The organism is Filibacter tadaridae (assembly GCF_900609045.1).
Classification (GTDB): domain Bacteria; phylum Bacillota; class Bacilli; order Bacillales_A; family Planococcaceae; genus Sporosarcina; species Sporosarcina tadaridae.
Map to the genome: position 1 here is coordinate 137,234 of NZ_UXAV01000042.1, position 24,701 is coordinate 161,934.

Annotated in this window: 25 protein-coding genes; 2 read left to right on the top strand and 23 right to left on the bottom strand. The window is 41.1% G+C overall.

Going from position 1 to position 24,701, the window contains the following annotated elements; all coding sequences use genetic code 11:
- Positions 1–2 precede the first annotated feature (2 nt).
- On the top strand, positions 3–2,684 hold the full coding sequence (locus FILTAD_RS10020) for a PBP1A family penicillin-binding protein (RefSeq protein WP_124070634.1): 2,682 nt from the start codon (positions 3–5) through the stop codon (positions 2,682–2,684).
- Positions 2,685–2,788: 104 nt separating this feature from the next.
- Here FILTAD_RS10020 and FILTAD_RS10025 read toward each other — a convergent pair whose 3' ends face one another.
- The 15 genes from FILTAD_RS10025 to FILTAD_RS10095 all read right to left on the bottom strand — a co-directional run bounded on the left by FILTAD_RS10025 (position 2,789) and on the right by FILTAD_RS10095 (position 17,600).
- Entirely contained in the window at positions 2,789–3,136 is a 348-nt protein-coding gene (locus tag FILTAD_RS10025; RefSeq protein ID WP_124070636.1) for a YpoC family protein, read from the bottom strand.
- Complete coding sequence (gene nth / locus FILTAD_RS10030; RefSeq protein WP_124071175.1) at positions 3,126–3,779, bottom strand: endonuclease III; 654 nt, start codon at positions 3,777–3,779, stop codon at positions 3,126–3,128. The genes FILTAD_RS10025 and nth overlap by 11 nt, the downstream gene beginning before the upstream one ends.
- Positions 3,780–3,789: 10 nt before the next feature.
- A complete protein-coding gene (locus FILTAD_RS10035) occupies positions 3,790–4,503 on the bottom strand; it encodes a DnaD domain-containing protein (protein WP_124070638.1) in 714 nt (237 codons plus the stop codon).
- A 20-nt stretch (positions 4,504–4,523) separates the two neighbouring features.
- Positions 4,524–5,819 carry an asparagine--tRNA ligase gene (gene asnS, locus FILTAD_RS10040; RefSeq protein WP_124070640.1) on the bottom strand — a complete coding sequence of 432 codons (1,296 nt, stop codon included), beginning with the start codon at positions 5,817–5,819 and terminating at the stop codon, positions 4,524–4,526.
- Positions 5,820–5,969: 150 nt separating this feature from the next.
- A complete protein-coding gene (locus FILTAD_RS10045; protein ID WP_238988221.1) occupies positions 5,970–7,163 on the bottom strand; it encodes a pyridoxal phosphate-dependent aminotransferase in 1,194 nt (397 codons plus the stop codon).
- Positions 7,164–7,177: 14 nt separating this feature from the next.
- Positions 7,178–7,660, bottom strand: a complete 483-nt coding sequence (locus FILTAD_RS10050) for a cell wall elongation regulator TseB-like domain-containing protein (protein ID WP_124070642.1) — start codon at positions 7,658–7,660, stop codon at positions 7,178–7,180.
- A 58-nt stretch (positions 7,661–7,718) separates the two neighbouring features.
- On the bottom strand, positions 7,719–10,508 hold the full coding sequence (gene dinG, locus FILTAD_RS10055) for an ATP-dependent DNA helicase DinG (protein ID WP_124070644.1): 2,790 nt from the start codon (positions 10,506–10,508) through the stop codon (positions 7,719–7,721).
- A gap of 303 nt (positions 10,509–10,811) precedes the next feature.
- The gene (gene panD / locus FILTAD_RS10060) at positions 10,812–11,192 is read right to left on the bottom strand and encodes an aspartate 1-decarboxylase (RefSeq protein ID WP_124070645.1); all 381 of its coding nucleotides are present in this window, start codon (positions 11,190–11,192) and stop codon (positions 10,812–10,814) included.
- A 16-nt stretch (positions 11,193–11,208) separates the two neighbouring features.
- Positions 11,209–12,045 (bottom strand): pantoate--beta-alanine ligase, encoded by an 837-nt coding sequence (gene panC / locus FILTAD_RS10065; protein WP_124071178.1) that lies wholly within the window; start codon positions 12,043–12,045, stop codon positions 11,209–11,211.
- 10 nt (positions 12,046–12,055) lie between these two features.
- Complete coding sequence (gene panB, locus FILTAD_RS10070; protein ID WP_124070646.1) at positions 12,056–12,901, bottom strand: 3-methyl-2-oxobutanoate hydroxymethyltransferase; 846 nt, start codon at positions 12,899–12,901, stop codon at positions 12,056–12,058.
- 233 nt (positions 12,902–13,134) lie between these two features.
- Entirely contained in the window at positions 13,135–14,118 is a 984-nt protein-coding gene (locus tag FILTAD_RS10075; protein ID WP_124070647.1) for a biotin--[acetyl-CoA-carboxylase] ligase, read from the bottom strand.
- Positions 14,096–15,286 carry a CCA tRNA nucleotidyltransferase gene (locus FILTAD_RS10080; protein ID WP_124070648.1) on the bottom strand — a complete coding sequence of 397 codons (1,191 nt, stop codon included), beginning with the start codon at positions 15,284–15,286 and terminating at the stop codon, positions 14,096–14,098. The genes FILTAD_RS10075 and FILTAD_RS10080 overlap by 23 nt, the downstream gene beginning before the upstream one ends.
- Entirely contained in the window at positions 15,283–16,425 is a 1,143-nt protein-coding gene (bshA, locus tag FILTAD_RS10085) for an N-acetyl-alpha-D-glucosaminyl L-malate synthase BshA (RefSeq protein ID WP_124070649.1), read from the bottom strand. The genes FILTAD_RS10080 and bshA overlap by 4 nt, the downstream gene beginning before the upstream one ends.
- Before the next feature lie 39 nt (positions 16,426–16,464).
- Positions 16,465–17,265 carry a 4-hydroxy-tetrahydrodipicolinate reductase gene (gene dapB / locus FILTAD_RS10090; protein WP_124070650.1) on the bottom strand — a complete coding sequence of 267 codons (801 nt, stop codon included), beginning with the start codon at positions 17,263–17,265 and terminating at the stop codon, positions 16,465–16,467.
- A complete protein-coding gene (locus tag FILTAD_RS10095) occupies positions 17,265–17,600 on the bottom strand; it encodes a nucleotide pyrophosphohydrolase (protein ID WP_124070651.1) in 336 nt (111 codons plus the stop codon). The genes dapB and FILTAD_RS10095 overlap by 1 nt, the downstream gene beginning before the upstream one ends.
- A 107-nt stretch (positions 17,601–17,707) precedes the next feature.
- Here FILTAD_RS10095 and FILTAD_RS10100 point away from each other — a divergent pair, with 107 nt between their 5' ends.
- A complete protein-coding gene (locus FILTAD_RS10100; protein ID WP_124071180.1) occupies positions 17,708–18,580 on the top strand; it encodes a YitT family protein in 873 nt (290 codons plus the stop codon).
- Between the two features lie 102 nt (positions 18,581–18,682).
- On the opposite strand, the gene FILTAD_RS10105 is transcribed toward FILTAD_RS10100, so the two are convergent.
- The 8 genes from FILTAD_RS10105 to FILTAD_RS10140 form a co-directional block, all read right to left on the bottom strand.
- Positions 18,683–19,354, bottom strand: a complete 672-nt coding sequence (locus FILTAD_RS10105) for a zinc metallopeptidase (protein ID WP_124070652.1) — start codon at positions 19,352–19,354, stop codon at positions 18,683–18,685.
- A 71-nt stretch (positions 19,355–19,425) separates the two neighbouring features.
- Positions 19,426–20,007 carry a lipoprotein heptaprenylglyceryl N-acetyltransferase LhaT gene (lhaT, locus tag FILTAD_RS10110; RefSeq protein WP_415579212.1) on the bottom strand — a complete coding sequence of 194 codons (582 nt, stop codon included), beginning with the start codon at positions 20,005–20,007 and terminating at the stop codon, positions 19,426–19,428.
- A gap of 98 nt (positions 20,008–20,105) precedes the next feature.
- Positions 20,106–20,873 carry a menaquinol-cytochrome c reductase cytochrome b/c subunit gene (locus FILTAD_RS10115; RefSeq protein WP_124070654.1) on the bottom strand — a complete coding sequence of 256 codons (768 nt, stop codon included), beginning with the start codon at positions 20,871–20,873 and terminating at the stop codon, positions 20,106–20,108.
- A gap of 64 nt (positions 20,874–20,937) precedes the next feature.
- Positions 20,938–21,612, bottom strand: a complete 675-nt coding sequence (gene qcrB / locus FILTAD_RS10120; protein ID WP_124070655.1) for a menaquinol-cytochrome c reductase cytochrome b subunit — start codon at positions 21,610–21,612, stop codon at positions 20,938–20,940.
- A 23-nt stretch (positions 21,613–21,635) separates the two neighbouring features.
- A complete protein-coding gene (locus tag FILTAD_RS10125; RefSeq protein WP_124070656.1) occupies positions 21,636–22,142 on the bottom strand; it encodes a Rieske (2Fe-2S) protein in 507 nt (168 codons plus the stop codon).
- 147 nt (positions 22,143–22,289) lie between these two features.
- The gene (locus FILTAD_RS10130) at positions 22,290–22,736 is read right to left on the bottom strand and encodes a DUF2487 family protein (RefSeq protein WP_238988222.1); all 447 of its coding nucleotides are present in this window, start codon (positions 22,734–22,736) and stop codon (positions 22,290–22,292) included.
- Positions 22,737–22,865: 129 nt separating this feature from the next.
- On the bottom strand, positions 22,866–23,417 hold the full coding sequence (locus tag FILTAD_RS10135) for a ReoY family proteolytic degradation factor (protein ID WP_124070657.1): 552 nt from the start codon (positions 23,415–23,417) through the stop codon (positions 22,866–22,868).
- A gap of 1 nt (position 23,418) precedes the next feature.
- Entirely contained in the window at positions 23,419–24,684 is a 1,266-nt protein-coding gene (locus tag FILTAD_RS10140) for a tetratricopeptide repeat protein (protein ID WP_124070658.1), read from the bottom strand.
- Positions 24,685–24,701 lie beyond the last annotated feature (17 nt).

Genomic DNA, 24,701 nt, shown 5'->3' on the forward strand with positions numbered 1-24,701 from the left:
GCATGAGTGAAACGATAAATTCAAGAACAGCTAGAAGAAAAAGTCAGGAAACGGAGAAACAAAAAAAGAACAGCAAGAAACCAAAAAACAAGAAATCCATAATTAAAAAAGTATTTCTTGCAATCGTCCTTATCGGTTTTGCTGGTTTATTGGGTGGTGCTGGATTGTTCGCTTTCTATGCGAGCTCTGCACCTGAACTTGATGAAGATCTTTTGAAAGATCCACTTTCATCAGAATTTCTCGATGTAAATGGTAAATCATTTTATAAATCCGGCATTGAAAAGCGTGAATATATCCCTTATGACGAAATACCAAAAGCATTGGAAGAGGCCATTCTTGCAACAGAGGACGTTCGTTTTTACTCACATCACGGTATAGATTTATACAGACTCGGTGGGGCAGTCCTAGCAAACTTTAGAAATGGCTTTGGTTCTCAAGGCGCAAGTACTATAACACAACAAGTCATTAAAAACTCTTTCCTAAAAGATGAAAAGACATTGAAACGTAAAGCGCAAGAAGCTTGGCTTGCCTTCCAACTTGAAAAAGAGTATGAAAAAGAAGAAATCTTTGAAATGTATTTCAACAAAATTCTTATGTCTGGAAATAGATTCGGATTTGGAACTGCATCCACCTATTTTTACGGAAAAAACCCAGATGAGTTAGAATTACATGAAGTGGCAATGCTTGCCGGTCTTCCACAAAGTCCGAATGGCTATAACCCTTTCAAAAATCCGAAACGAGCTGAAAAACGGCGGAATATTGTTCTAGGACTTATGAAACAGCACAAAAAAATTACAGATGAGGAAATGGAAGCAGCTAAGGCAATTCCAGTTACTTCTACGCTTGTTCCTGAAGAGAACAGACAGGTTAGCGAAAATACAAAATACCAGGCATTTGTCGATGTCGTCCTTGATGAATTAGATGAAGCAGACATGTTAAGTCTCTTGGCAGAAGGCGTCAAAATTCAGACGACACTTGATCCTGAAGCGCAATTGTCTGTTGAGAATGCACTTAAGTCAGATATCTATTTGAATGATAAAATGCAAGCCGCACTAACTGTACTGGATACAAAGACAGGAGCGATTGTTGCCGTCGGTGGGGGCCGTAATTATGTAACTGGCAACTTGAACTTCGCAACTGATGAAAAACGACAACCGGGATCGGCAATTAAACCAATAATCGATTACGGACCAGCAATTGAATATTTGAATTGGTCTACGGGTAAAACAGTATACGACGAGAAATATAATTACGAGGGATACAATCCAGCAAAACCCGTTAGAAACATAGATTTGGATTATGACGGGCCCATGACGATGCGTGAAGCACTTTATAACTCAAGAAACGTCCCGGCGGTGAAGACATATGAAAAGGTCGGACGGGGAAAAGCTGTTGGTTTTGCTAAAAAACTTGGCTTAAACTTTAAAAATGAATATCCATCGAATGCATTGGGCGGTAGTGATGAATTTTCAACCGTAGAAATGGCAGGTGCATATGCCTCATTCGGAAATGATGGTATCTATACAAAACCGCATTCCATTAAGAAAATTATTTTCCGCGATGGTAAAACGGAGCGGAGTTTAGCACCCGACCCGACCGTCGTCATGAAAGATTCAACAGCATATATGATAACGGATATGTTACGAGACGTTCTTACTCTAGGAACAGGTAAAACGGCTGCTGTTAGCGGCCTAGATGTCGCAGGGAAAACAGGTACAACAGACTTCGTCGATAAAGAAGGAGCGAAAGACGTGTGGTTTACTGGTTATACTAAAAACTATACAATCGCCGTCTGGGGTGGGTATCAAGATCGTTCTGCGATGACTGTGTATCCAGGTGAACGACTTGTTCCACAACAGTTATTCAAGCAAGTCATGTCAACTATTTCGGCAGGAAAAGAGACCGCTCGGTTCAAAAAGCCGGCATCTGTTAAAGAAGAGTCAATCGTGTATTTGTCCGATCCGCTCCTTCTTGCAAGTTCTTCTACTCCAGCTTCTATGATACGAACTGAATTATTCGTTCGTGGAAGTGTGCCTACAAAAATGGCAGAAGTAATAGAAGAAGAAACACTTGAACTTGATACACCAAATGGTCTTACCGCAAATTATGTTGCCGAAACAAATTCAGTTGTATTAAATTGGTCGCATAATGCTCCAGATTCCGATTCCATCGACGGTGATGTTGAATTCACAGTGCAAGTAAGTGCCGATGGAAGTGAAATGCAAGAAATGACAACAACAAAAGAGACATCTGTCACATTCTCAGGTGCAGAACCAGGCAGGTCCTATACATTTGCTGTCATTGCAAAATTTGATGACCTAGTAAGTGATCCTGCTTCAGTTACAGTTCAGATTGAGGAAGTCATAGAAGAAGACCCCGGTTTTAATGATGAGAATCAGGATGGGGAGAACGAGGAAGACGACCAAAACAACGGGAATAACGGTAACAGCGGGAACAATGGCAATAATGGTAACAACGGGAATAACGGTAATAACGGTAATAATGGTAATAATGGTAATAACGGTAATAACGGTAATAACGCTAATAACGGTAATAACGCTAATAACGGTGGTAATGGTAATAATTCAGGCGACGGTTCTTCCGATGGTGATGGAACCGTCCCGGGGACCATTCCAGGAACCGTTCCTGGTGAAAATGAAAACGACGGAGACGGAAACCCTTAAATCGAATAAAATTAACAAAAAAAGAAGAAGACCAACGCAAACTAGCGTAGGCCTTCTTCTTTTACTGTCCAGCTCAAGGCGCCAGATGGCGCCTTGAGCTTTTCTTACTTTTTCATAACCGCTAGTCTTGCTGCTTTTTTCTTGGTCTCTGTAAACAGTGCATCGAGTTGGATATATGCATAATGGCTATCCACTTTCGATTTCACAAATTCAAACCGTTCTACACCATTTAAAGGAATAAGTTTATAGACTAATTTTCCTGTGCGCTCATCCAACCCTGTTCCACCAAGTTCAAGTAATTCGCCGTATTTTTCGATTGATACCTTCATTAGTTCAACGGCTTGATAATCTTTTTCATCATATAAGCGTTCAATCTTTTCACGTATTGATTCCCATTGGTCAAAATAAGGCGTTAATGGGCGATTCTCTAAAGAGTTTTCCTCAGTTGGCATTGGTTTTCATCCTTTTCTTTCCTTCTCTACATATCGGTAGCAGAGGACAAACTGCGCATCCTGGATTTTGCGCTTTACAATGATATCTACCAAAGAAAATAATTTGATGATGCGTATCCGTCCATTTATTCATCGGCGTCCATCGCATGATTTTTTCCTCCACCGCTAATGGAGAGTCCTTCCATCGGTTCATAGCGAGTCGTTTCGCCACTCGTTCTACATGGGTATCGACAGCAAGTGCGGGAATTCCAAAAGCATTTGAAACGACAACATTCGCCGTTTTTCTTCCAACGCCTGGTAATGTCATTAACAGATCACGATTCGGTGGAACTTCACCGCTATAAACTTCGATGAGTAGACGGCTAAGCGCCTGAATGTTTTTTGCTTTATTGCGAAATAGTCCAATCGATCTAATATCGTTTTGTAATTCTTCACAATCAACTGATAAATAATCTTCGGGTGTTTTGTATTTTTTAAACAGGACCGAAGTCACGCGGTTAACTAGGACATCTGTGCACTGGGCGGAAAGGAGTGTTGCGATAAGTAATTCAAAAGGATTTGCATGAACTAGTTCGCAATGCGCATCCGGAAACATTTCTGCAAATTGGTCAAGACAGAATTCCCATTGCTTTTTTGTCATCATCATTTATCACCTATTCCCGTTCCTCCAACCAGTTATAAAAGGGTACGCGCTTTACAGCATTGGATTTTGTTTGCTTTTGTACAGCGCGTCCACCAATCGTTCTAAACGACTTTGTTTGACGCTCTACGTCTTTCAATGTCTTAACATTTTTCTTTTTCCATTCGAAAAGGATGCGATCTATATACCGAAGGCTCAGTTTTTGGGCAATGACCGCTTCTTTTAATGCCGCCCGGATGACTTCCACAGAATGTTCATCATCATCAAGCCACATCGAAATAGATTCACATTCCATAGGCGATAAAAAACGTCCGAATTCTTGTTCAAACAATTTGAATAGTTCACCTTCGGAAATTTTTTTCCCATCTTCCTCTTCCTTAATTTCAGCCACAGTAATTATATCCGTTATTCTATTCCATAGCGGTTGTAAAGAGAATTTTTCATGGAGTATACCGCTAGTGTCTTCACTCTGAACTATTTTAAGAAAACCATGTTGCATGAGTCGCTGCAACACTTCTGATACCTCGTTTACATTTAGATTCATACGACTTGAAAATTCAGCGGGTGTAGGAAAAGCATTACCAGACGAATTAAATGCGCTCATATGCATAATTAGCATGGCATCTACATCTTCAATGCCAAGACGTTTATAATTGATAAAAAAGAGCTGGGAAATGTTTACGTTTCCCTGCTCAATCCAAATTCGGAGCCGATCTTCGTGTTGCATGTCCGAACTCCTTTCTATTATTAAGGATATAATCTGTTCAACAAACGAGGGAATGGAATAGTTTCGCGCACATGTTCTACTCCAGAAATCCAAGCCACTGTACGTTCAAGACCTAAACCAAATCCAGAATGCGGAACAGCCCCATATTTACTTAAGTCTAAATACCATTCATATGCAGCTTCGTCCAGTCCATGTTCTTTAATGCGTTGTTTCATTAATTCGTAATCATGGACACGTTCAGAGCCACCAATGATTTCTCCGTATCCTTCTGGTGCTATCAAATCTGCACATAGGACGACATCGTCACGGTCTGGATGTGGTTGCATATAGAACGGCTTAATGCCTATTGGATAATGCGTAATGAATACTGGCATGTCATAACTTTCTGCAATAGCAGTTTCGTGTGGAGAACCAAAATCTTCGCCCCATTTTATATCATCGAATCCATTGTCATTTAAGAATTTAATGGCCTCATCATACGTGATACGTGGGAATGGTGCTTGAATTTTTTCGAGTTTCGACACATCTCGATCAAGTCTTTCAAGTTCCAATTTACAATTTTGCAAAACAGATTGTACGACATGTGTTACATACTGTTCTTGAACTTCCAAACTTTCAGCATGTTCTACAAATGACATTTCTGGTTCAATCATCCAAAACTCAATAAGATGACGACGTGTTTTTGATTTTTCTGCACGGAATGTCGGACCGAATGAAAATACTTTTCCAAGCGCCATTGCGGCTGCTTCCATATAAAGTTGGCCGGATTGTGAAAGATAAGCATCTTCTTCAAAATACTTCGTTTGAAACAGTTCTGATGTTCCTTCAGGTGAAGACCCGGTTAGAATTGGAGGGTCTACTTTGACAAAACCATTCATATGGAAAAATTCATAAGTCGCGCGAATGATTTCATCCCGAATTTTCATGACCGCGTGTTGTTTACGTGAACGAAGCCATAAATGACGGTGATCCATCAAGAATTCGGTTCCGTGTTCTTTTGGTGTAATTGGATAATCGACTGCTTCGTGAATGATTTCAATTTCTTTTACTTGTAGCTCATATCCGAAAGTTGAACGCTCATCAACGGTAACTTCAGCTGTAATGTAAAGAGAGCTTTCCTGTGTAATTGATTTTGCTTTCGCAAAAATTTCTTCACCTACTACCTCTTTTACAACAACCGCTTGAACAAATCCTGAACCATCACGGAGTTGCAAGAATGCAATTTTACCACTTGATCGTTTATTGGAAAGCCAAGCTCCAATTCGGACAGTTTCGCCTGAATGATCTGGCATTTCATGTATCATAATTGTTTTCATAGTATCCTCCAAATTTTGATTTCATCTTTTTACTAGATATGCTGACATAAAGAATCCTTTTAACACCGCACGGCGTTTGGGGATGCCTCCCGCGGAGATTATATAGAATCATTTGTTCAACTTATATAGGTTCGTTTTTTTATTGTCTTGCTATATACGCCATTTTTCTTTTACGAAGGAGTGGATGCGGCGGATTGCTTCTTCGATTAATTCAATAGATGTCGCGTACGACAATCTTATAGTGTTTGGTGAGCCGAATCCGGAGCCTGGAATGACTGCAACGTTTGCTTTTGTTAATAGTGCTTCGGCGAAATCGTCGACATTTGCAAAACCTGTTTTCTCCATTGCTTCTGTCACTTCGGGAAGCAAGTAGAATGCACCTTGAGGTTTAATGACCTTAAATCCAGGTATTGCAGCCAACTGTGGATATACGCGGTCCAAACGTGATTCGAAATCTTTTCGCATTGTCTCAACAGCGTCTTGCGGCCCATTATATGCCTCAATTGCGGCATATTGAGATGTAGTTGTTGGATTTGATGTGGAATGACTTGCAAGGTTGGTCATTGCGCCAACCACTGTTGCATCACCTGCAATATAGCCGATACGCCATCCGGTCATCGAATGGGATTTAGAGACACCATTGATAATGAGTGTACGTTTTTTCGCATCCTCTGAAAGTTGCGCAATAGAAACGTGCTTTTCATCACCATATATAAGCTTCTCGTATATTTCATCCGAAATAATCCACAGATCTTTCTCTTTACAAACGTTGGCAATCTGATTCAATTCATCTTCCGAATAAATCATACCAGTCGGATTACCGGGGGAGTTAATGATAATTGCCTTAGTTTTCTCTGTTACTGCATCATGTATCTGCTCGGCAGTCACTTTAAAATGTGCTTCAGGCTTTCCTTCAATATGTACAGGAACGCCTCCCGCCAGTTTCACTTGTTCAGGATAACTCACCCAGTAGGGAGAAGGAATAATTACTTCATCACCGGGATTAATCATTACTTGAAATAATGTATACAGGACGTGTTTTGCCCCAATTCCAATCATGATCTCGTTGCGTAAATAATGTAATCCTTGGTCATTTTCCAGCTTTGCAATCACTGCGTCCTTCAGTGTAGGCAATCCACCTGATGGCGTATACTTCGTCTTGCCTTCTTTCATGGATGTATAGGCCGCCTCGATAATATTGTCAGGTGTATTATAGTCCGGCTCACCTGCACCAAGTCCGATAACGTCTATACCTGAAGCCTTCATTTCCTTCGCTTTCGCTGTAATCGCTAGCGTTGTCGATGGTGAGAGTGTGTTCACTCTGGATGCTAATTGTCTTGTCAACTGAATCGCTCCCCTTATAGATTCAAAATTCGTTTCCACCACTGTCCACCTTCAAAAAGAACATAGACGTAATTCAACTTACCCTTTTCATTATTGAACGCGACTTCCCAAACGGGTCCGTCTTCTTCCATTCCAAGCGTTACATGAAGTAAGTCATGAACAGCTATCTCCTGTTTAACAATAGTAACTGCTTCATCTGCTTTAATTCCATTTTTGAGCTTCACTTCTTTAAAATCACTTTTTTGATTTTCATCGACAAAAACAGCTTTTGCTACTCCCTTTTCATCCAATCCGAATACAGTCACAGATGACACTTTACCATTGTAAGGCTGTGCTGTGTTAACGGAGACAAGCTGTCCTGATTGAATAACGGCCTCAATTGCCTTTTCTTTTGCGTTGGAAACGGGTTTGTCTGCACTGTATAAAACGATGATGGTGATGACCGAAGTTAAAGAAACTAGAAAAACAACGATAAATTTAACCCAATTTAACACCATGAATCACACACAGTACACTGTCTAACTAATTTTCGCTGATACATCCTTATACCTGCCTTTACAGTAACTCGTGTCTATTATAGCAATTTTCGAGTTCATTCACCATATGTTCGAGCGAGACTTTTTTTATAGGTACATTCGGTAGAGATTCAAGAAATGAGCTACCATATGATTTTGTTTCAATCCGTCTATCCAATATGATGAAAAAACCTTTATCCGCTGAAGAGCGAATGAGCCTTCCAAATCCTTGTCGTAGACGCATGACAGCTTCAGGTAATGCATATTCCGTAAAAGGATTCACACCTTTTCCAGTCATTTTAGCGGCTTTTGCTTTGAACACAGGTTCTTCGGGGGATGAGAATGGTAATCTCACGACGATAACAGTTGTAAGTGTTTCGCCAGGTACATCCACCCCTTCCCAGAAACTGTTTGTTCCAAATAGAACTGCATTATTGAATTGTCGGAAGGACTTCAACAGTTTGATGCGGCTACCAGAGCTAATTCCTTGTGCGAAAAGTGCATATTCCTCTAATTGCTCACTTTCAACAATTAGGTCATATGTTTTTCTAAGCATATCTTGGGAGGTAAATAAAACGAACATCCGCCCTCCCGTTGCCATTGCAGCCTGAATGACTGCATGTGCGACTGCTTCAATATAATCCGATTGCGGAACTTGTTGGATATCAGGCATGTTTTCAACTATAAATATTTCTGCACCTGAGTAAAAATGTGCAGGTGCATGGAACGTTAATAGTGGAACTGATTCATCAATTCCAAGCATTTGAGGTATGAATCGCTCATTATTTGGAATCGAAAGCGTTCCAGAAGTCCAAATAATACCCGTCTGTTCTTCTTTTAGTCGATCAATAAATTTGCGGATAGCGATAGAAGCGTCCAAAGGGTATTTAATAACGGTGAGGCTCCCTGGAATACTGCGTTTATCTCTTTCAATCCAAACAGTGAAGTCCTCTTTGTTATCATCGAGGAAAAGTTCCACCCATTCCCCAGCTTTTATTTTAATTTCTTTAACCCAGAAAGCCCATTCCGAAAGAAGCGCTTGTTCCTTTAATGTCATATTGCTTAAGTGAACTGTAGTTCCCATTGTAACAATTTCAGCTTTATCGATATAATCGAACATTGCTGTTGCTACATCGGCAAAGTAATTGCGTTCATAATTCAATTCTGAAAGAGGGAAGACAGATCGATTCCCCTGCTGTTTAGTACCTATTTTCGGATGAAATGATGTCAGTTGATTGATTGACCAATCGAATAATTCCACAAATTTTGTATAGGCAGCTATCAGTCTGTCACGGTCATACACTGTAGACGTACCAAGGCGGTTTGCAATCGCAAAAATTTGCTGGAGTAATTGACCGTCTGCATCTGATCCTAGCTGCCCCATAACGTATTTCCAATTTGTATAGGAAAATACGGTTTCATTCATTCGTGAGGCGGTTTGCACAAATTGATGAGCCTCATCGATAATAAGACCCGCCAACGATGTGAAAATCATTTTTTCCCGGTTCATATCGGAAAGTAGCATTGAATGGTTCGTAATAATCAAGTTCGAATTCTTGGATGTATCAAGTAACCGGTTATGATAATCCGCGATTTGTTCATCAGGAGCAAGCTTACTTGAGCGTTTTCGGATGCGCTCTATAAACAGTTGGCCACCACCCGAAACATTCAATTCATCTAAATCACCTGTTGTTGTCTGTGTTAGCCAGACAAGTACTTGCATGATAGTAAAGGATTCATCATAGGATTCATCCACAATACGAAGTAATTCTTCAAATTTACCTAGAGAAATATACCGATCTTTCCCTTTGATGACAGTAGCCGTTATTTCTTGACCAAGCATTACGCGCAATTTGGCAAGTTCTTCATCTATGATTTTATCTGCTAAATGATTTGTATATGTACTAATGACAACTGGTTTGCCCTTAGTTGTCGAATGGATTGCGGCGGGTAATAAGTAGGCGATTGTCTTACCGATTCCAGTTGGTACTTCTGCAACAGCTTCAGTTTTCGTAGTTAACGCCTCCCAAACCGTATCCATGAAGCCATACTGGGATTCTCTACGTTCAAAATCGGGGTACCCACGTTTGAGTACAGTTGTTTTTAAAGATTCACTAGACGGATAGGGCAAATGCATTCCCTGATTGCTAGTGACTGTACCGACCTGTTGATATGGAATGCCTCTGAAAGTCGAAAGACCCGATGCTACAGTTTTTTTTCGCTTCTCTTTAAGACATTCGTAGAACAGCATTGCTAAATCTGTCTTCAAACGAAATGATCTGCGGTGCAGTAAGTTAAGTGTATCTTCAGATAATGTATGCATTTTTCTCAAACACGCAAGAAAAAGGGCAGCTGTTGCTTCTGCATCATCGTCTGCACGGTGGGCTGCGTTTAGAGGTATTCCTAATTCTTCAGTAATATCTTGTAAACGATAACTAGCAGAAGTGGGAAACATTATTTTCGAAAATTCTACGGTATCAATTTTTTTGCCGGTCCACTTACTAATCCCGCACCTAGCAAATTCGCTTTGCAGAAACGGCAAATCGAAATCTGTATTATGTGCAATGAAAACAGTGTCCTCCAACAAGTTTGATACTTTGTCGGCGATTTCTTCAAAAAAAGGAGCATCCTTTACTTCTTCATCTGAAATAGACGTTAATTGGCGTATGAACGCAGGAATTCTTTGTCCAGGATTGACAAAGCGAACGTACTTTTCACCAATAAGACCGTTTTTTATAAATACAATCGCAATTTGGATGATCCGGTCACCTTTTACAGGTGAATGACCCGTCGTTTCCAAATCGACAACCGCATACGTTTTCGTATCCATATAATCATCAACTTCCTGTTTAACATGCTATTACAAATTGTATCACATTCTGTCTTATGGAGGCATGAATTGCTTATAACATTATATATGTATGTTGACATAAAGAATCCTCTCAACAACGCTCGGCGCTTGGGGATGCCTTTCACTGGAGGTTACATAGAATCATTTTTCCAACATAAATAGTACGAACAAATGATTATAACATTGAATTCCGTGTCAGTAACTGCACTGGGTGTGAAAACCGAACTGAAAAGGCTCATCTGAAATGGAGTTAACCAGTCCCAGATAAGCCTTTGCAAAAAATTATAACGTCATTCCCTGTTTTTCGTGAATCATTTCTTTTATGCTGTTTTTTTCATCCATAATCAGAACTGTTGGCTCATGTGTCGCTACTTCCTCGTTAGTCATGTATGCATATGACATAATGATAACAATATCACCCCGTTGAACGAGACGTGCCGCCGCACCATTCACACAAATGACGCCACTTCCACGTTCTCCAGCGATAATGTACGTTTCAAAACGTGCCCCATTATTATTATTAACGATATGAACTTTCTCATTGGCTAGCATTCCAGCAGCATCAAGAATATCACTATCAATTGTTATACTTCCAACATAACTTAAATCGGCTTCTGTGACCGTTGCACGGTGTATTTTACTGTTCATCATCATTCTGAACATAAGAATCATCCTTTGTTTACATAATAATATTATCTATTAATCTAACCTTTTCAAATTTCACCGCACAGGCCAAAATGACCTCCGCTTGATCGTAAATTTCATCCGTCAATGACGGATAAGCCAGCAACGAGACGTAATCGATGACTCCTGTAGAGTTCTGTGAGATGTAATCGGCTACAAACCTCTTAATTTCTTTTATAGAATGTCCTTCTTTAAAAAGCTGGGCACCTCTTTTCAAGGCCTGTTGGATGACAGGTGCTTGTGCTCGTTCAGTTGGAGTCAAGTTAACATTTCGAGAACTTTTTGCAAGTCCATCCTCTTCACGGATAATAGGAATCCGCACAATAACTGTCCTTAGATTGAAATCACGTACAAAGGTCTCAATTATTGCTAACTGTTGAGCATCTTTCATCCCAAAATAAGAACGGTCTGGGTCGACGATGTTGAAAAGTTTTAGTACAACTTTCAATACACCATCAAAGTGCCCTGGCCGGGACGCACCACAAAGCATTGCAGCTTGCGGGCCCGGTAAGATACGAATGCCGCCATCTTGAGGGTACATCTCAGCTGTATTAGGAATGAATAGGATATCTACGCCCGCATTTGCCGCAAGATGCGTGTCCCGTTCTGTGTCACGCGGGTATGCTTCAAAATCTTCTTCTGGACCGAATTGCGCCGGATTCACAAAAATACTCATTACAACAAGATCATTTTGCAGTCTAGCGTGTTCCACAAGCGATAAATGACCTTCATGCAGAAAACCCATTGTTGGGACAAATCCCACCGTGCGACCGTCTCGCTCATTTCGATTAAGAAGACCTTGCAATTCAATGATTGTATGGACAATCCTCATTACCTTTGTTTCAGTTTGCACTTTTTTCCCCTCCGTACAACGTGTTCAACTCTTCTTCTTTCATCGTAAAACGGTGATGCTCCGCAGGGAATGAGCCATCTTTCACAGACGCAACATAATCTGTTAGACCATTCCGGATAACCGCACCTGCATCAGCGTATACTTCCACAAATTTCGGCACATGATGGTTTCCGTATTTTACAGTATCATGAAAGACAAGAACTTGGCCGTCTGTGCCGGCTCCCGCCCCAATACCGATAACCGGTACTGAAACAGCCGCCGTTACTTGTTCTGCAAGTTGGTAAGGGATACATTCAAGTACAATCATGAAAGCACCCGCAGCTTCACAAGCTTTCGCATCTTCGATAAGTTTCTGTGCAGCGGCCGCAGTTTTCCCCTGCACTTTATAACCGCCAAGAACTGAAGCGGATTGTGGAAGGAGACCAAGATGCGCCACGACTGGTATCCCTGTTGAAGTGAGTAGTTGAATGCAGTCGATAACTTTCCCCGAACCTTCGACTTTCAAGGAATTGGCTCCTGTCTGTTGAATAATGCGAATCGCTTCTTTAAGTGTGCGGTCCTCAGAACCATGGTAGGATCCAAAAGGCATGTCAACAACAACATGTGTATCATTGGCCCCTCTTCTTACTGCTTTTCCGTGGTGGATCATGTCATCGACAGTTACAGCAACCGTTGATTCATAACCGAGTACGACCATACCGAGTGAATCTCCGACAAGAATGATGTCGATACCCGCTTCTTCTGCTAATTTTGCGGATGGATGATCATATGCCGTTAGCATGGCAATCTTTTTTCCTTCTCTTTTCATCTTTGTAAAATCAGAAGTACTGTTCATCTTTTCGCTCCTCTCGGGAGGGAAAACCAAAAATAAAAACCCTTCGTGTCCGAATTTGGACAGAAGGGTTGCGTCATCGTCATTTGATGGTTTCCTCCGTCCCTGTCTTTTTTTAAGATCAAGGCAGATCATGTAGCAGTATGCAATTGGTGTCGTTCTAAAATAGGTGCGATTCTAAATGGATATCGCCCTTCCCTGTTACTATATCAAATCCACAAATACTTGTATACTAATCATTTTGGCAATTCAATATCTGCCGAATAGATACCCCGTATTGAGCCATCTGCAAGCTTCAATTCAAGTACACCCTCATCAGAGATGCCCATTGCGGTGCCTACGATTGTTTCGTTCAGCATGACGGCACGTACTTGTTTGCCTGTCGTATTCGAATAACTTTCCCAGAGTAGTTTAATCGGTCCAAATCCATGTTTTTCATATAAACCCGTAAACAGTTCAAGAAAACTAAGAATTTTCGCGATTAATTCTGCACGGTCAACTGGTTTGCCAAGTACTTGTCTTAGTGAAGTTGCAATAGGATTCAGTTCTTCCGGAAAATCTGTTTCTACTTGATTGACGTTAATGCCGATGCCGATAATAATTGCTTTTACACGGTCAGGGTCTGCTTGTAGTTCTGTTAAAATGCCTGTCACTTTTTTGCCGCCCACTAAAATATCATTCGGCCATTTAATATCCGGTTCAATCCCCGTGACTTCCTGAATGGCACGTGTGACAGAGACCGCTGCTACAAGGGTCATTTGCGGTGCCTGTTGCGGCGTAAGCGATGGACGCAAGACAATACTCATCCATATACCTTTACCGCCAACAGAGCTCCAAGGACGTGACATGCGACCCTTTCCGGAAGTTTGTTCCTCGGAAAGGATAACTGTACCGTCAGGAGCCCCATTTTGCGCCTCGTCATGCCCGATAACTTGTGTAGAACCGCATGTATCGAAATAATGAATACGGCGTCCATATCTTTTTGTTGTCAAATGCTTTTGGACATTCGCTTCATTTACACGATCAGGTGATGCAATCAAGTAATAGCCTTTTTTTCGTATCGTCCCAATTTCAAAGCCATCTTTTTCGAGGTCTTTGACATATTTCCATATCGCCGTCCGCGACAATCCAAAATGATCTGCAATTTCTTGCCCCGAAACTGGTTCACCTTTCGCCTCAAAAAGCCTTTTCAATAATTCATTTTTCACGGTTGAATTCATGTAAAAACCATTCCTTTATTTTTCTTGGATCATTTTCACATTGTCCATGAAGAACAGCATGCTCAATTTTCCCGATCCATTCACCTATCCATTTTCCGCCCTTGATATTCATCCACTTTATTAAATCGCTACCACTAACATGTAAATCCGATTTTGAGTGAATTGGTAACGCCAGTTTATTTTTTTTAATTTGTTCAGCTGTAAGCGTCTGTTCACTTAAACAAAGTGAACGAAATATTTTCTCCGTTGTAACAAGTACGTCTAAATCATATTTGTAATAATCATCTGCAGAAAAAGAATGTTTCAGTCGATTTTCAAATGCATCATGTATGGATGTTAAAAAACTTTTTTCGGCATTTGACAGCTTGTAAGAATTCGCCATCGATGAAGCCGGAAAATCACCGGCTATCATCATGCACGCCCACCCCTCCGATGACGTAGAAAATGGCGCTAAACGACCCAGTTTCTCTTTATCATCTGGGAACAAGGGTAAATGTGTGGCTAATCCGGATTCATGTAGGTAACGGATAGCTTTCTCCGGGTGAACACCAGAAAATAACTTGTCCATTTCAGCTTTTAGCCGTTCGACAGAAACCAATCGAATTTGTTGGGCATTGTCTGTAATCGCTTTACAAGTTGCATCCTCTATATCGTAACCCAATACAGACGTAAAACGAATGGCACGAATCATACGTAAGGCATCCTCTTTGAAACGATCCGAAGCATTTCCGACTGCCCGAATCAACTGACGATTCATATCTTCTACCCCATCGAATAAATCGATAAGTTTACCATCCCTTGTCATCGCAAGCGCATTCATGGTGAAATCACGACGTATCAAATCTTCCTTAAGTGATTTGACGAATTGTACGCTATCCGGTCGTCTATGGTCTGAATAAGTTCCTTCAGTCCGGAATGTTGTCACTTCGATTGGTTCGCCATCCTTCAAAACAAGTACCGTACCGTGTTCTGTACCCAAATCAACTGTTATTGGAAATAATTCTTTTACCTCCAGAGGCTCAGCGGAAGTTGCAATATCAATATCCGTTGCTTCCCTTTGCAAAACATGATCACGTACCGCACCACCCACAAATACTGCTTCAAAGCCAACCCCTTCAAGAATACGTATCACTTCACGACTTGGACCGCTTCCGAAAAGTCCCGTCATATTTCATCAGCAACTTCATAATAGAGTTTTTCATATTGCTCCACGATTCCTGCTGATTGAAACTTCCCGCTAGCCGTCATGAATCCATTTTCTTTAAACGTTTTATGTAATTTATCATCAGTCAGTAGCATGATTACCTTTTCCGCTGCGGTTTTCACATCTCCCAGCGATACGAGAAATCCATTGACACCATCTTCAATGACTTCTGGAATCCCCCCGACATTTGTAGCGACTGATGGCAGTCCACAAGCGAGAGCTTCCAGAAGTACAAGTCCGAATGCCTCTTTTTCAGAAAGATGGAACATCACGTCACTCATTGCAAGAAGTTCAGGTAAATCGTCCCTTTTACCGGTAAATATGACGTTATTTTGAAGGCCTTCTTTTTTAACAAGTGCCTCCATTTTTAGCTTCTCGGGTCCTTCACCAACAATAAGCATTTTTGCATCAACAGATTTGATAATTTCTTTAAAGCTCATAATGATATCAGGAATCCTTTTAACTTTTCTTAAATTTGAAATATGAATAATCACTTTTTCATGTGGCTTAATGCCCATCTCAGTTTTTAAGCTACCCGGATCCACAGGGCGATATCTCTTTTCATCTATAAAGTTATATACTGTTTTAATTTCTGTTTCAGGGTCAATTAATTTCATCGTTTCCAGCCTAAGCGATTCAGAGACCGCAGTAGTAATAGCTGACTTATTAATCCCGTAGCGCACTGTATTTCTTAGACCGGGATCACGCCCTAATATGGTGACATCCGTTCCGTGTAATGTGGTAATCACACCAATCGTGGAATTAGCCATGTCTTTACCGAGCGCTGCGGAGATTGCATGTGGAACTGCATAATGGACATGGAGCAAATCCAATTGTTCCGATTCGATGACTTGAGCAATTCGATTCGCAAGCGCAATGTCATACGGCGGATATTTAAAGACAGCATAACCATCAATTTTAACTTCATGGAAATGAATATTCGGATATGCATTATGAAAGCGGAATGGTTTACCGGATGTAATATAATGCATTTCATGGCCTTTATCAGCCATCATGATTCCAAGTTCAGTTGCTACAACACCCGACCCTCCGAGCGATGGATAGCAAATGATCCCGACTTTTAGTTTTTTCAACGATTTCATCCCTTTCCGCAGAACATGTTCAGTTTACAAGCCGTGTTGTTACTCAATAATATTTTCAAGACCATAGACAAAGTCCCTGCTATCCATAACGTAACGGATTGCCATCAGAACACCTGGCATGAAACATTTACGATCGAATGAATCATGGCGAATGCTAAGAAGTTCTCCAGCGCCACTAAGAAGTACTTCTTGATGTGCGAGAAGACCTGGAAGTCGGATACTATGTATCTTCATCCCATCAAAGTCCGCCCCACGCGCACCACTTCTATGTTCTTTTTCATCCGGATGCCCCTGTACATGAGACTGTCTTTCCTGCATGATCATTTCTGCCGTTTTAACAGCTGTTCCGGATGGTGAATCCACTTTTTTGTCGTGATGCATCTCCAAAATTTCCACGTCTCCGAGATAACGTGAAGCCATCGCTGAAAATTTCATCATCAAAACGGCCCCAATTGAGAAATTGGGTGCAATGATTCCACCGACTCGTTGGGCGGCTGACAGTTCCGTTAATATAGAGATGCTTTCCGGAGATAGACCTGATGTGCCGACAACTGGTCGAATGCCAAGTGCCAAGGCAGATTTCGCATTGTTAAAAACTGCATCGGGATCTGTTAATTCTAAAAGAACATCTGGCTTTTGTTCATCAGCAAGTTTTTCAAGCATTGTGTATATGGGTATACCCCCTCGTTCGGCATCTACACCCGTGCTATGTAAAAACATTCCATCGTATTTATAATCCAGTACAGCAACAACTTCTATATCTTGCGCTTCCATCATCACCTTAACAGCTGCACTGCCCATACGGCCACGCGCACCTGCAATCGCTACTCTTATAGACATTACAGTTCCTCCTTTTTCGTCCAACGGTTAGCATCACGTTCTTTAAATTTAGTTAAAACTGAGAGAAGCGCCTTGTTCAAATCGATACCTTGCGAATTGGCGAAACAAATAAGTACAAACAGCAGGTCTCCCGTTTCCTCCTCAAGTGAACGGATTGCTTCCTCGGTTTTTTTCTTTTTCATGCCATAGACATGCTGAACTTCCCTCGATAGTTCCCCCAGCTCTTCAGTCAGTCTAGCCATCAATTCCATTGGTGGAAAATAACCCTCTTCAAAACCACTTATGTATGCATCAACTTCATGTTGTAAATTTTCCATTGAATTTTCTTCACTCATTATCGCCAACTCCTTTAATATATCGTAATAATCACTGTCAGTGTTGTCAAAAATATAAAAATAGATGATAATAGCGGTACTGTTTTAAAATGAAAGGTGTGCTTCAGATGTTCCAAGGAATCAAATTAAAAAATATATTTTTCATCATGTTAGGTTCAGCTATATTCAGTTTCGGTCTCGTTCACTTCAACATCCAAAATGAACTTGCAGAAGGTGGGTTTACAGGTATCACGCTTATTCTGTTATTCGCTTTCAAGTGGGATCCCGCTCTCATGAACTTGTTACTGAATATCCCTATGTTCTTAATCGGTTGGAAACTGCTTGGTAGAAAGGTTTTCATTTATACTGTTATCGGAACCGTGTCCGTGTCCGTTTTCCTCAAAGTATTCATGTTTTATGAAATTGATATACATTTAAAAGATGATATGTTCCTCGTTGCCTTATTTGCAGGAGTCTTTATCGGAATCGGGTTGGGCATCATCTTTAGATTTGGAGGAACAACGGGCGGTGTGGACATTATCGCACGTTTGGCCAATAAATACCTTGGTTGGAGCATGGGCAAAACGATGTTCATGTTCGATGCAGTTGTCATTGCGGTATCATGGATCGTTTATCTGGATCATCGGTCAGTGATGTATACGCTTGTAGCCCTTTATGTCGGTGCTCGGGTCATCGACTTCGTTCAGGAGGGTGCATATGCTGCGAGAGGCGCGTTTATCATCTCTGATCACCAAGATGCCATCGCCACTAAGATAACGGCGGATATGGATCGCGGCGTTACTGTATTTAGGGGTTATGGACATTTCACAAAAGCCGACCGTGAAATCTTGTATTGCGTTGTAGGTCGGAATGAAATTATGCGTCTGAAAAATACAATTACCTCTATTGATCCACATGCTTTTGTTTCCTTGACGGATGTGTATGATGTCATGGGTGAAGGCTTCACATTGGATGACCAAAAGAATCCTTTTGACCGATGATTTTTATTCATATTTAGTAAGTCATCCAAGTACTACCATTGTTGTATTTGAATATGAAAAGAGCCGTCCCGCACTTTAAGGGACGGCTCTTTTGTATATACATCAATCTCTGTTTGTAAATATTAAAAGTAAGCGAACAAGTTCCATTACAGCTACTGCTGTTGCGGCTACATAGGTCATTGCCGCTGCACTCAATACCTTTTTCGCGGACTTCTCTTCCTCATTTCGAATGATGCCAAGTGACACAATCTGATCCATTGCACGACTTGACGCATTGAATTCAACAGGAAGTGTCACGACTTGGAAAAGTACGCCAACAGCTAAAAGTGCGATACCTATACCAAGCAATGAATTCATACTTGAAAAAATAATCCCGATCATGATAAATACCCAGGATGCGTTGGAAGTAATACTCGCTACAGGCGCAAGACGGTGACGGAAGCGAAGGAATGCGTAGGCTTCTTTATCTTGTATAGCGTGACCGACTTCATGGGCCGCTATTGCAGTTCCCGCGACAGATGCTTCACGATAATTAGTTGGTGAAAGTGCAACGACTTTTGAAAGTGGATTATAATGATCACTCAAAAATCCTTTGCCCTCTACAACTTGCACATCATGCAATCCATTCTGATCAAGAATGAGTCTAGCAACTTCCGCACCCGTCATGCCGGATGTTGAACAAACTCTTGAATACTTTTTATACGTTTTTTTCACTTTAAATTGAGCATACAATGGTAATAAGATGATAGCTGCTAAGTAAATCCAGAACGACATATATTCCCTCTCCTTTTTCTTACTACAGCCACATTTTATAACGTAGTGCCCTCTCATCGCAACTAATATACTTATACGCTCATGCTAGCCGACCTATTCTTCAAACTCCAACAGGCCAAAGCAATACAGGCAATTGATAACCAAAACGTAAAATAACCAATTTGATTCATATGTTTCATCAGGTCATTATAGATTGGCATTTGGCCGAAGACATAGTCAATTACATCATTATGCAATGTCCATATGGCGGCAATCGCAATGTGTATGTAAGTGAATCGATACATCCTAATATAAAGAATACCTTGCAAAGCCATTGCAAAATGCGATCCGATAAGCATCCAGCCCATCCACCCGATTGAACCAGTTTCAAACAGTGTCAACAAATTCATAACCACTGCCCAGAGGCCATATTTAACGAGTGTTATTAGTGCAAGTGCTTCAATCAGTTTAAAATTCCGACCTATAATCCACCCGAATATAGCTATTGTAAAAAACAAGCTTGCCGTCGGGCTATCCGGAACAAAGATCCAAAACTTTGGCTCTGTTATTTCAAGTTGCCACATATACCAATCGTAACCATATACAGTACCCATTAAATTCACAAAAAGTAATAGCATAAGAAAAGATTTATGTGACAGAACAAACCATGCCATATTTATCAATGAACTCACAGACATCTCTCCAGAGGATTAAAATGTGTTCATGTTATGTATACAAAAGGAGAGTCAGTTTCCTGACTCTCCTTTTGTTATTACTCAGTAGACAAACCTGAAATGAATTCAGAGAGAGTATGTAACTCTTCCTCTGTACCTTTAAAAGTTCCACCAGGCATTTCGCCTCTACCGTTTTTAGCGATTTCCGTAATCTCTTCAGCTGTCAAACCTGTGTCTGCTAGTGGCATACCAAGTCCGCCTTCAAAAGCATCACCATGACAACCAATACAAGAAGCTCCTGCATAAATCTTATATCCTTCAGATTCAGGATCGAATGATACTTCTTCTCTGATTTCACCTTGTGCTTTCGCTTTTTCCCAGTCATGATTCGCAACTGATTCCCAAGTCAAGTAGAACATTGCAGCGAATGCAAGTAGCATGAATGCGGTTGGAAGTGGTCTTTTGAAAGGTCGTCGCTCTTTAGTCGTGTCCATAAATGGAACGAGCATCAAAGCACCAATCGCAATTCCTGGCATAACAAGTGCCCCGACAATATTAAATGGTCCGGAAGCAAATTCATACTTCAGCAACTGATACATAGATAAGAAGTACCAGTCTGGCAGTGGAACATATGTCGTATCCGTCGGGTCCGCCTGACGTTCAAGCGGTGACGGATGAGCGACTGTTAAAATTAAGTAACCGACAAGGAAAACGGCACCGACCATCCATTCCTTTAACAGGAAATTTGGCCAGAATGCTTCCGTTTTACCTGGATACTCTGAGTAGTCTTTTGGGACGTTCGGCATTTTGTTCTCTGCCTTAATGCGCGAATCTCCGACAAATTTCATCCCTTTACCGCGATGCATATTGTCCCCTCCTTAATAATATCTTTGGACGTATTAAAAATTATGAACGGAAGTATATCAAATCTTATAGTGGACCTGAAATACCTTGTCTTCTAATCATGATAAAGTGTGCTGCAAGCAACCCAAGCAAAGCAGCTGGTAGGAAGAATACATGAATCGCGAAGAAACGCGTCAATGTTTGCGCGCCAAGGATTGTTGAATCCCCCGCAAGGAGAATCTTAATCCATTCGCCTATAAATGGAACAGACGCTGCAATTTCAATTCCTACTTTCGTAGCGAATACAGCTTTCATATCCCATGGTAGTAAATAGCCTGTGAAACCAAGTCCAAGCATCGTTACAAAAATAAGAACGCCTACAACCCAGTTCAATTCACGTGGCTTTTTATAAGAGCCTGTGAAGAACACACGTAACGTATGAAGGAACATCATTACGATAACAAGTGAAGCTCCCCAGTGATGCATTCCCCGCACAATTTCACCGAATGCTACTTCATTTTGAAGATAGTATACAGATTTCCATGCATTTTCAATGTCCGGCGTGTAATACATTGTAAGGAACATACCGGATAAAATTTGGATGACAGTGACGAAAAACGTCAAGCCTCCGAAACAATAAATGAATGCAGAAAAGTGATGTGCAGGGTTTACGTGCTCAGGTACTTCATGGTCAGCGATATCGCGCCAAATCGGGGTGATATCCAACCGTTCGTCAACCCAATCATAAATTTTATTTAGCACTTCGGTCGTACCCCCTTACAATTTTAAACGAGTGTGTTAGGTATTGTTTTTCCAAGATAAACGAGTCCACCTTCAACTTTTACTTCGTACTCATCAAGTGGCCCTGTTGGTGGTGTTCCTGGAACGTTTTCACCATTTTTCTTATAACGACCACCGTGACATGGACAGAAGTATTCATTCGGATGCGATTCATCCCCACTCCAGTTCACCGTACAACCAAGGTGCTTACATACAGGAGAAAGTGCGATGACCGTATCGCCATCTTTATAAACCCAAGCCGTGTTAGCAACGTCTGATTTATACCAAGCATCTTTCCGATCCTTGATAGTGAAGTCTACACGAACTGGCGTTTCCGTTAGCTCGTCCACTTTTTGGGGAGTCGGGATGAAGTCTCCTCCATCGGATGACTGCAATACAGGATCAATTGCGAAGCGAATCATTGGCATCAACATTGCAGATGCCATGAATCCACCTGTTCCCATTAGTGTATAGCTCATAAACTGGCGTCTTGACACTTTGTTACTCATCATTTTCCCTCCTCTTACTTAAAGGTCAGTCCAACGGACATATTTTTACTAATTGTAATACTAGGACATATCTATGATATATCAATACAAGATGAAATTCAATCATGCATTTTATAGAACGACAAGTTTGTGAACAAATTGCGAATTTTACTATGTAGACCATACTTCCGTGAATCTCGGCAGAACTTGTCTAAGTTGATCTTCTATTATAGTTTGTCTCAATTTTTCATCCATACTCTCAAGTGGAATCGAAGGTAACCAGATGACTTGTCCTTTTATTTCAACAGACAACCACTGCGCATCTGTTGTGATAAAAAAGATATGTTTAAAAGGCATGTCCGCAAGGTCTACCGTCAACGTTTCTGAGAACGTTGATAAATTCGTGGATTGCGTATAAATAAATGGTGGCATCAGCATCATACGTCCTTTGAACTGTGTTTCCAGAAACGTTGTAAGGTACATAAGAAATTCCGAGGAAGAGGAACTATTTTTCAATAACTCCGGTTTAGTTTCCACTTTAAGAAGTGGAACAATTAGTGTATCGATATATTCTTTCTGCTGCAAATATGTATCCATATCTTTTGTAGTCCAATTCAATTTGATTTCCCCCCGAGTTCAATAAATCCAAAAAAAAGGAACGAGGCATACTTTTAGATGCTTCGTCCCATATACAACGGCACTTTTGAACATCTTCATAATCTGTTAGTCATTGGTGATAAAGAGTCATTACTTTTTTGTAACTTCCAACTCTTTCAGCATGTTGGATAAAGTGATGAATCGTTCTTCATCATTTGCATCCAATGCCTCATCCACATTTTTCAAAAGCATATCCACTGTCATCGTTGCCACGCTTTCTTCAAGCAGCTTTTCAGCGATTCTTTTGTCGCTTTCACTTACTTGTAGATAAGACGGTAAAAACGGATTCTCCTCCCTGACGCTTGCATATTCCGGGCAAGAATGGCTGTTATGAAAGTTAAGTTGGATATACATTCTATCATCCGGATGTAATCTAAGGTCATGAAAAGACTTTTCCGCATCAGCTGTCATTATATTCCCCTTGTAAAAGCGAAAAGGAATACTCTCCGTTCCTGTTGTTGACATAACCATCGCCCTGGGACAATAATGGGCTTCGTCCGTAAAATGGACATTTTGTAGAAGATGTTCATGGCTAAGAAGATAGTTTAAAATCCACACACATTCACGGCGCTTTAATTTGTGCCGCTTTAAGAACCATCTAACAAAATCCTTTTTGGCAGCAACAGGTATCATGGCCGTCATGTCACACCTCCTCTTCGTTTTGTGCCTCCAAAAACGCATTCCACTGGTCATTATCAGGTACTAGCTTAACTAGCTCCTTGGCTATTGCAATTGCCTCGCCGTGTTTACCTTCTTCGAGTAGGAATTTTGTGAAGTTCTCAAGAAACCTGTAATCTTCCTGCATTCCATCATATGCTTTGCTATAGGATTCGTATGCATCATCATATCGTTCTTCCCGTTCATATGCATAGGCTTCGAATGCATTCAACAGAGGGATATCCCCGCTGTCTTCTTTCGTATAGGAAAGTAAATCCAGTAGGTCGCTGTCTTGTGTCCGTTCATTGTACAACGAGGCGAGTGTAATGACCGCGTCCATGTACTCGGGATCCAGCGTTAGGGCATCTTTCAAATGCGCTTCCGCATCATCGGGCAGTCCTAATTTCAAAGCGGATTTACCTGCAGCTAGACGGAGTTCTTTATCGAACTCATCACGGGCCATGCCATTTTTGAATACTTCATAAGCTTTGCGATCATTATTCGTTGAAGAAAACGATTGCCCCAAGAGCATATAGGCGGAGAAGTAATCGGGATCCATTTCTATCAGGTTTTCAAGCAGCACAGTCGACCTCTCAGGGTTTCCGCTTTGAAAATAGGCAAATGCCGCTCCAAATAATGTATCTGGCGAAGCACTCTCCTCCAACATTTCTTCATAATAGGGAAGTGCTTCTTCGTATGCTGCCCCGGCACTGTAAGTTTCAGCAAGCCTTGAAGTTATACTCACACCTCCAATTTCGTCTGTCTCATCATGTAAATCTAGATACAGACGAACCGCTTCGCCATATTTCCCTGCGTCCAATAGTAATTCTGCATAAGCAAAGCGAATAATCGGCTCATGAGGAACAATTGCAAAAGCCTCTTTAATCTTTTCAAGTGCAGCTTCTGCCATTCCAGACATTTGATAATAATCCGCAAGCGCTAAAAGAGCTTGGACATACTCCTCTTCATCCGGTCGTACATCCGTAAGAAGTAGAAGAGCTTCGTCTTCCTCCCCAAGTTCAAGCAAGGTTCCGGCACGATCAATTTTCAATTGTGCCTCATCAGGATTATGAAGAAGCAATGTTCCATATAGACGATCGGCTTCTGACATGAATCCATAACTTGCAAGGAGGTTTGCCGCCTCATATAACATATCGAAATCGATTGAGTCATTCAATTGATCAACGATATGGGTAAGGGTTTCAACATCCCCTTCCATCATACTTTTTTCAAGTTCTTGTAACTGTCCCATATTTTCACCTGTTCTTT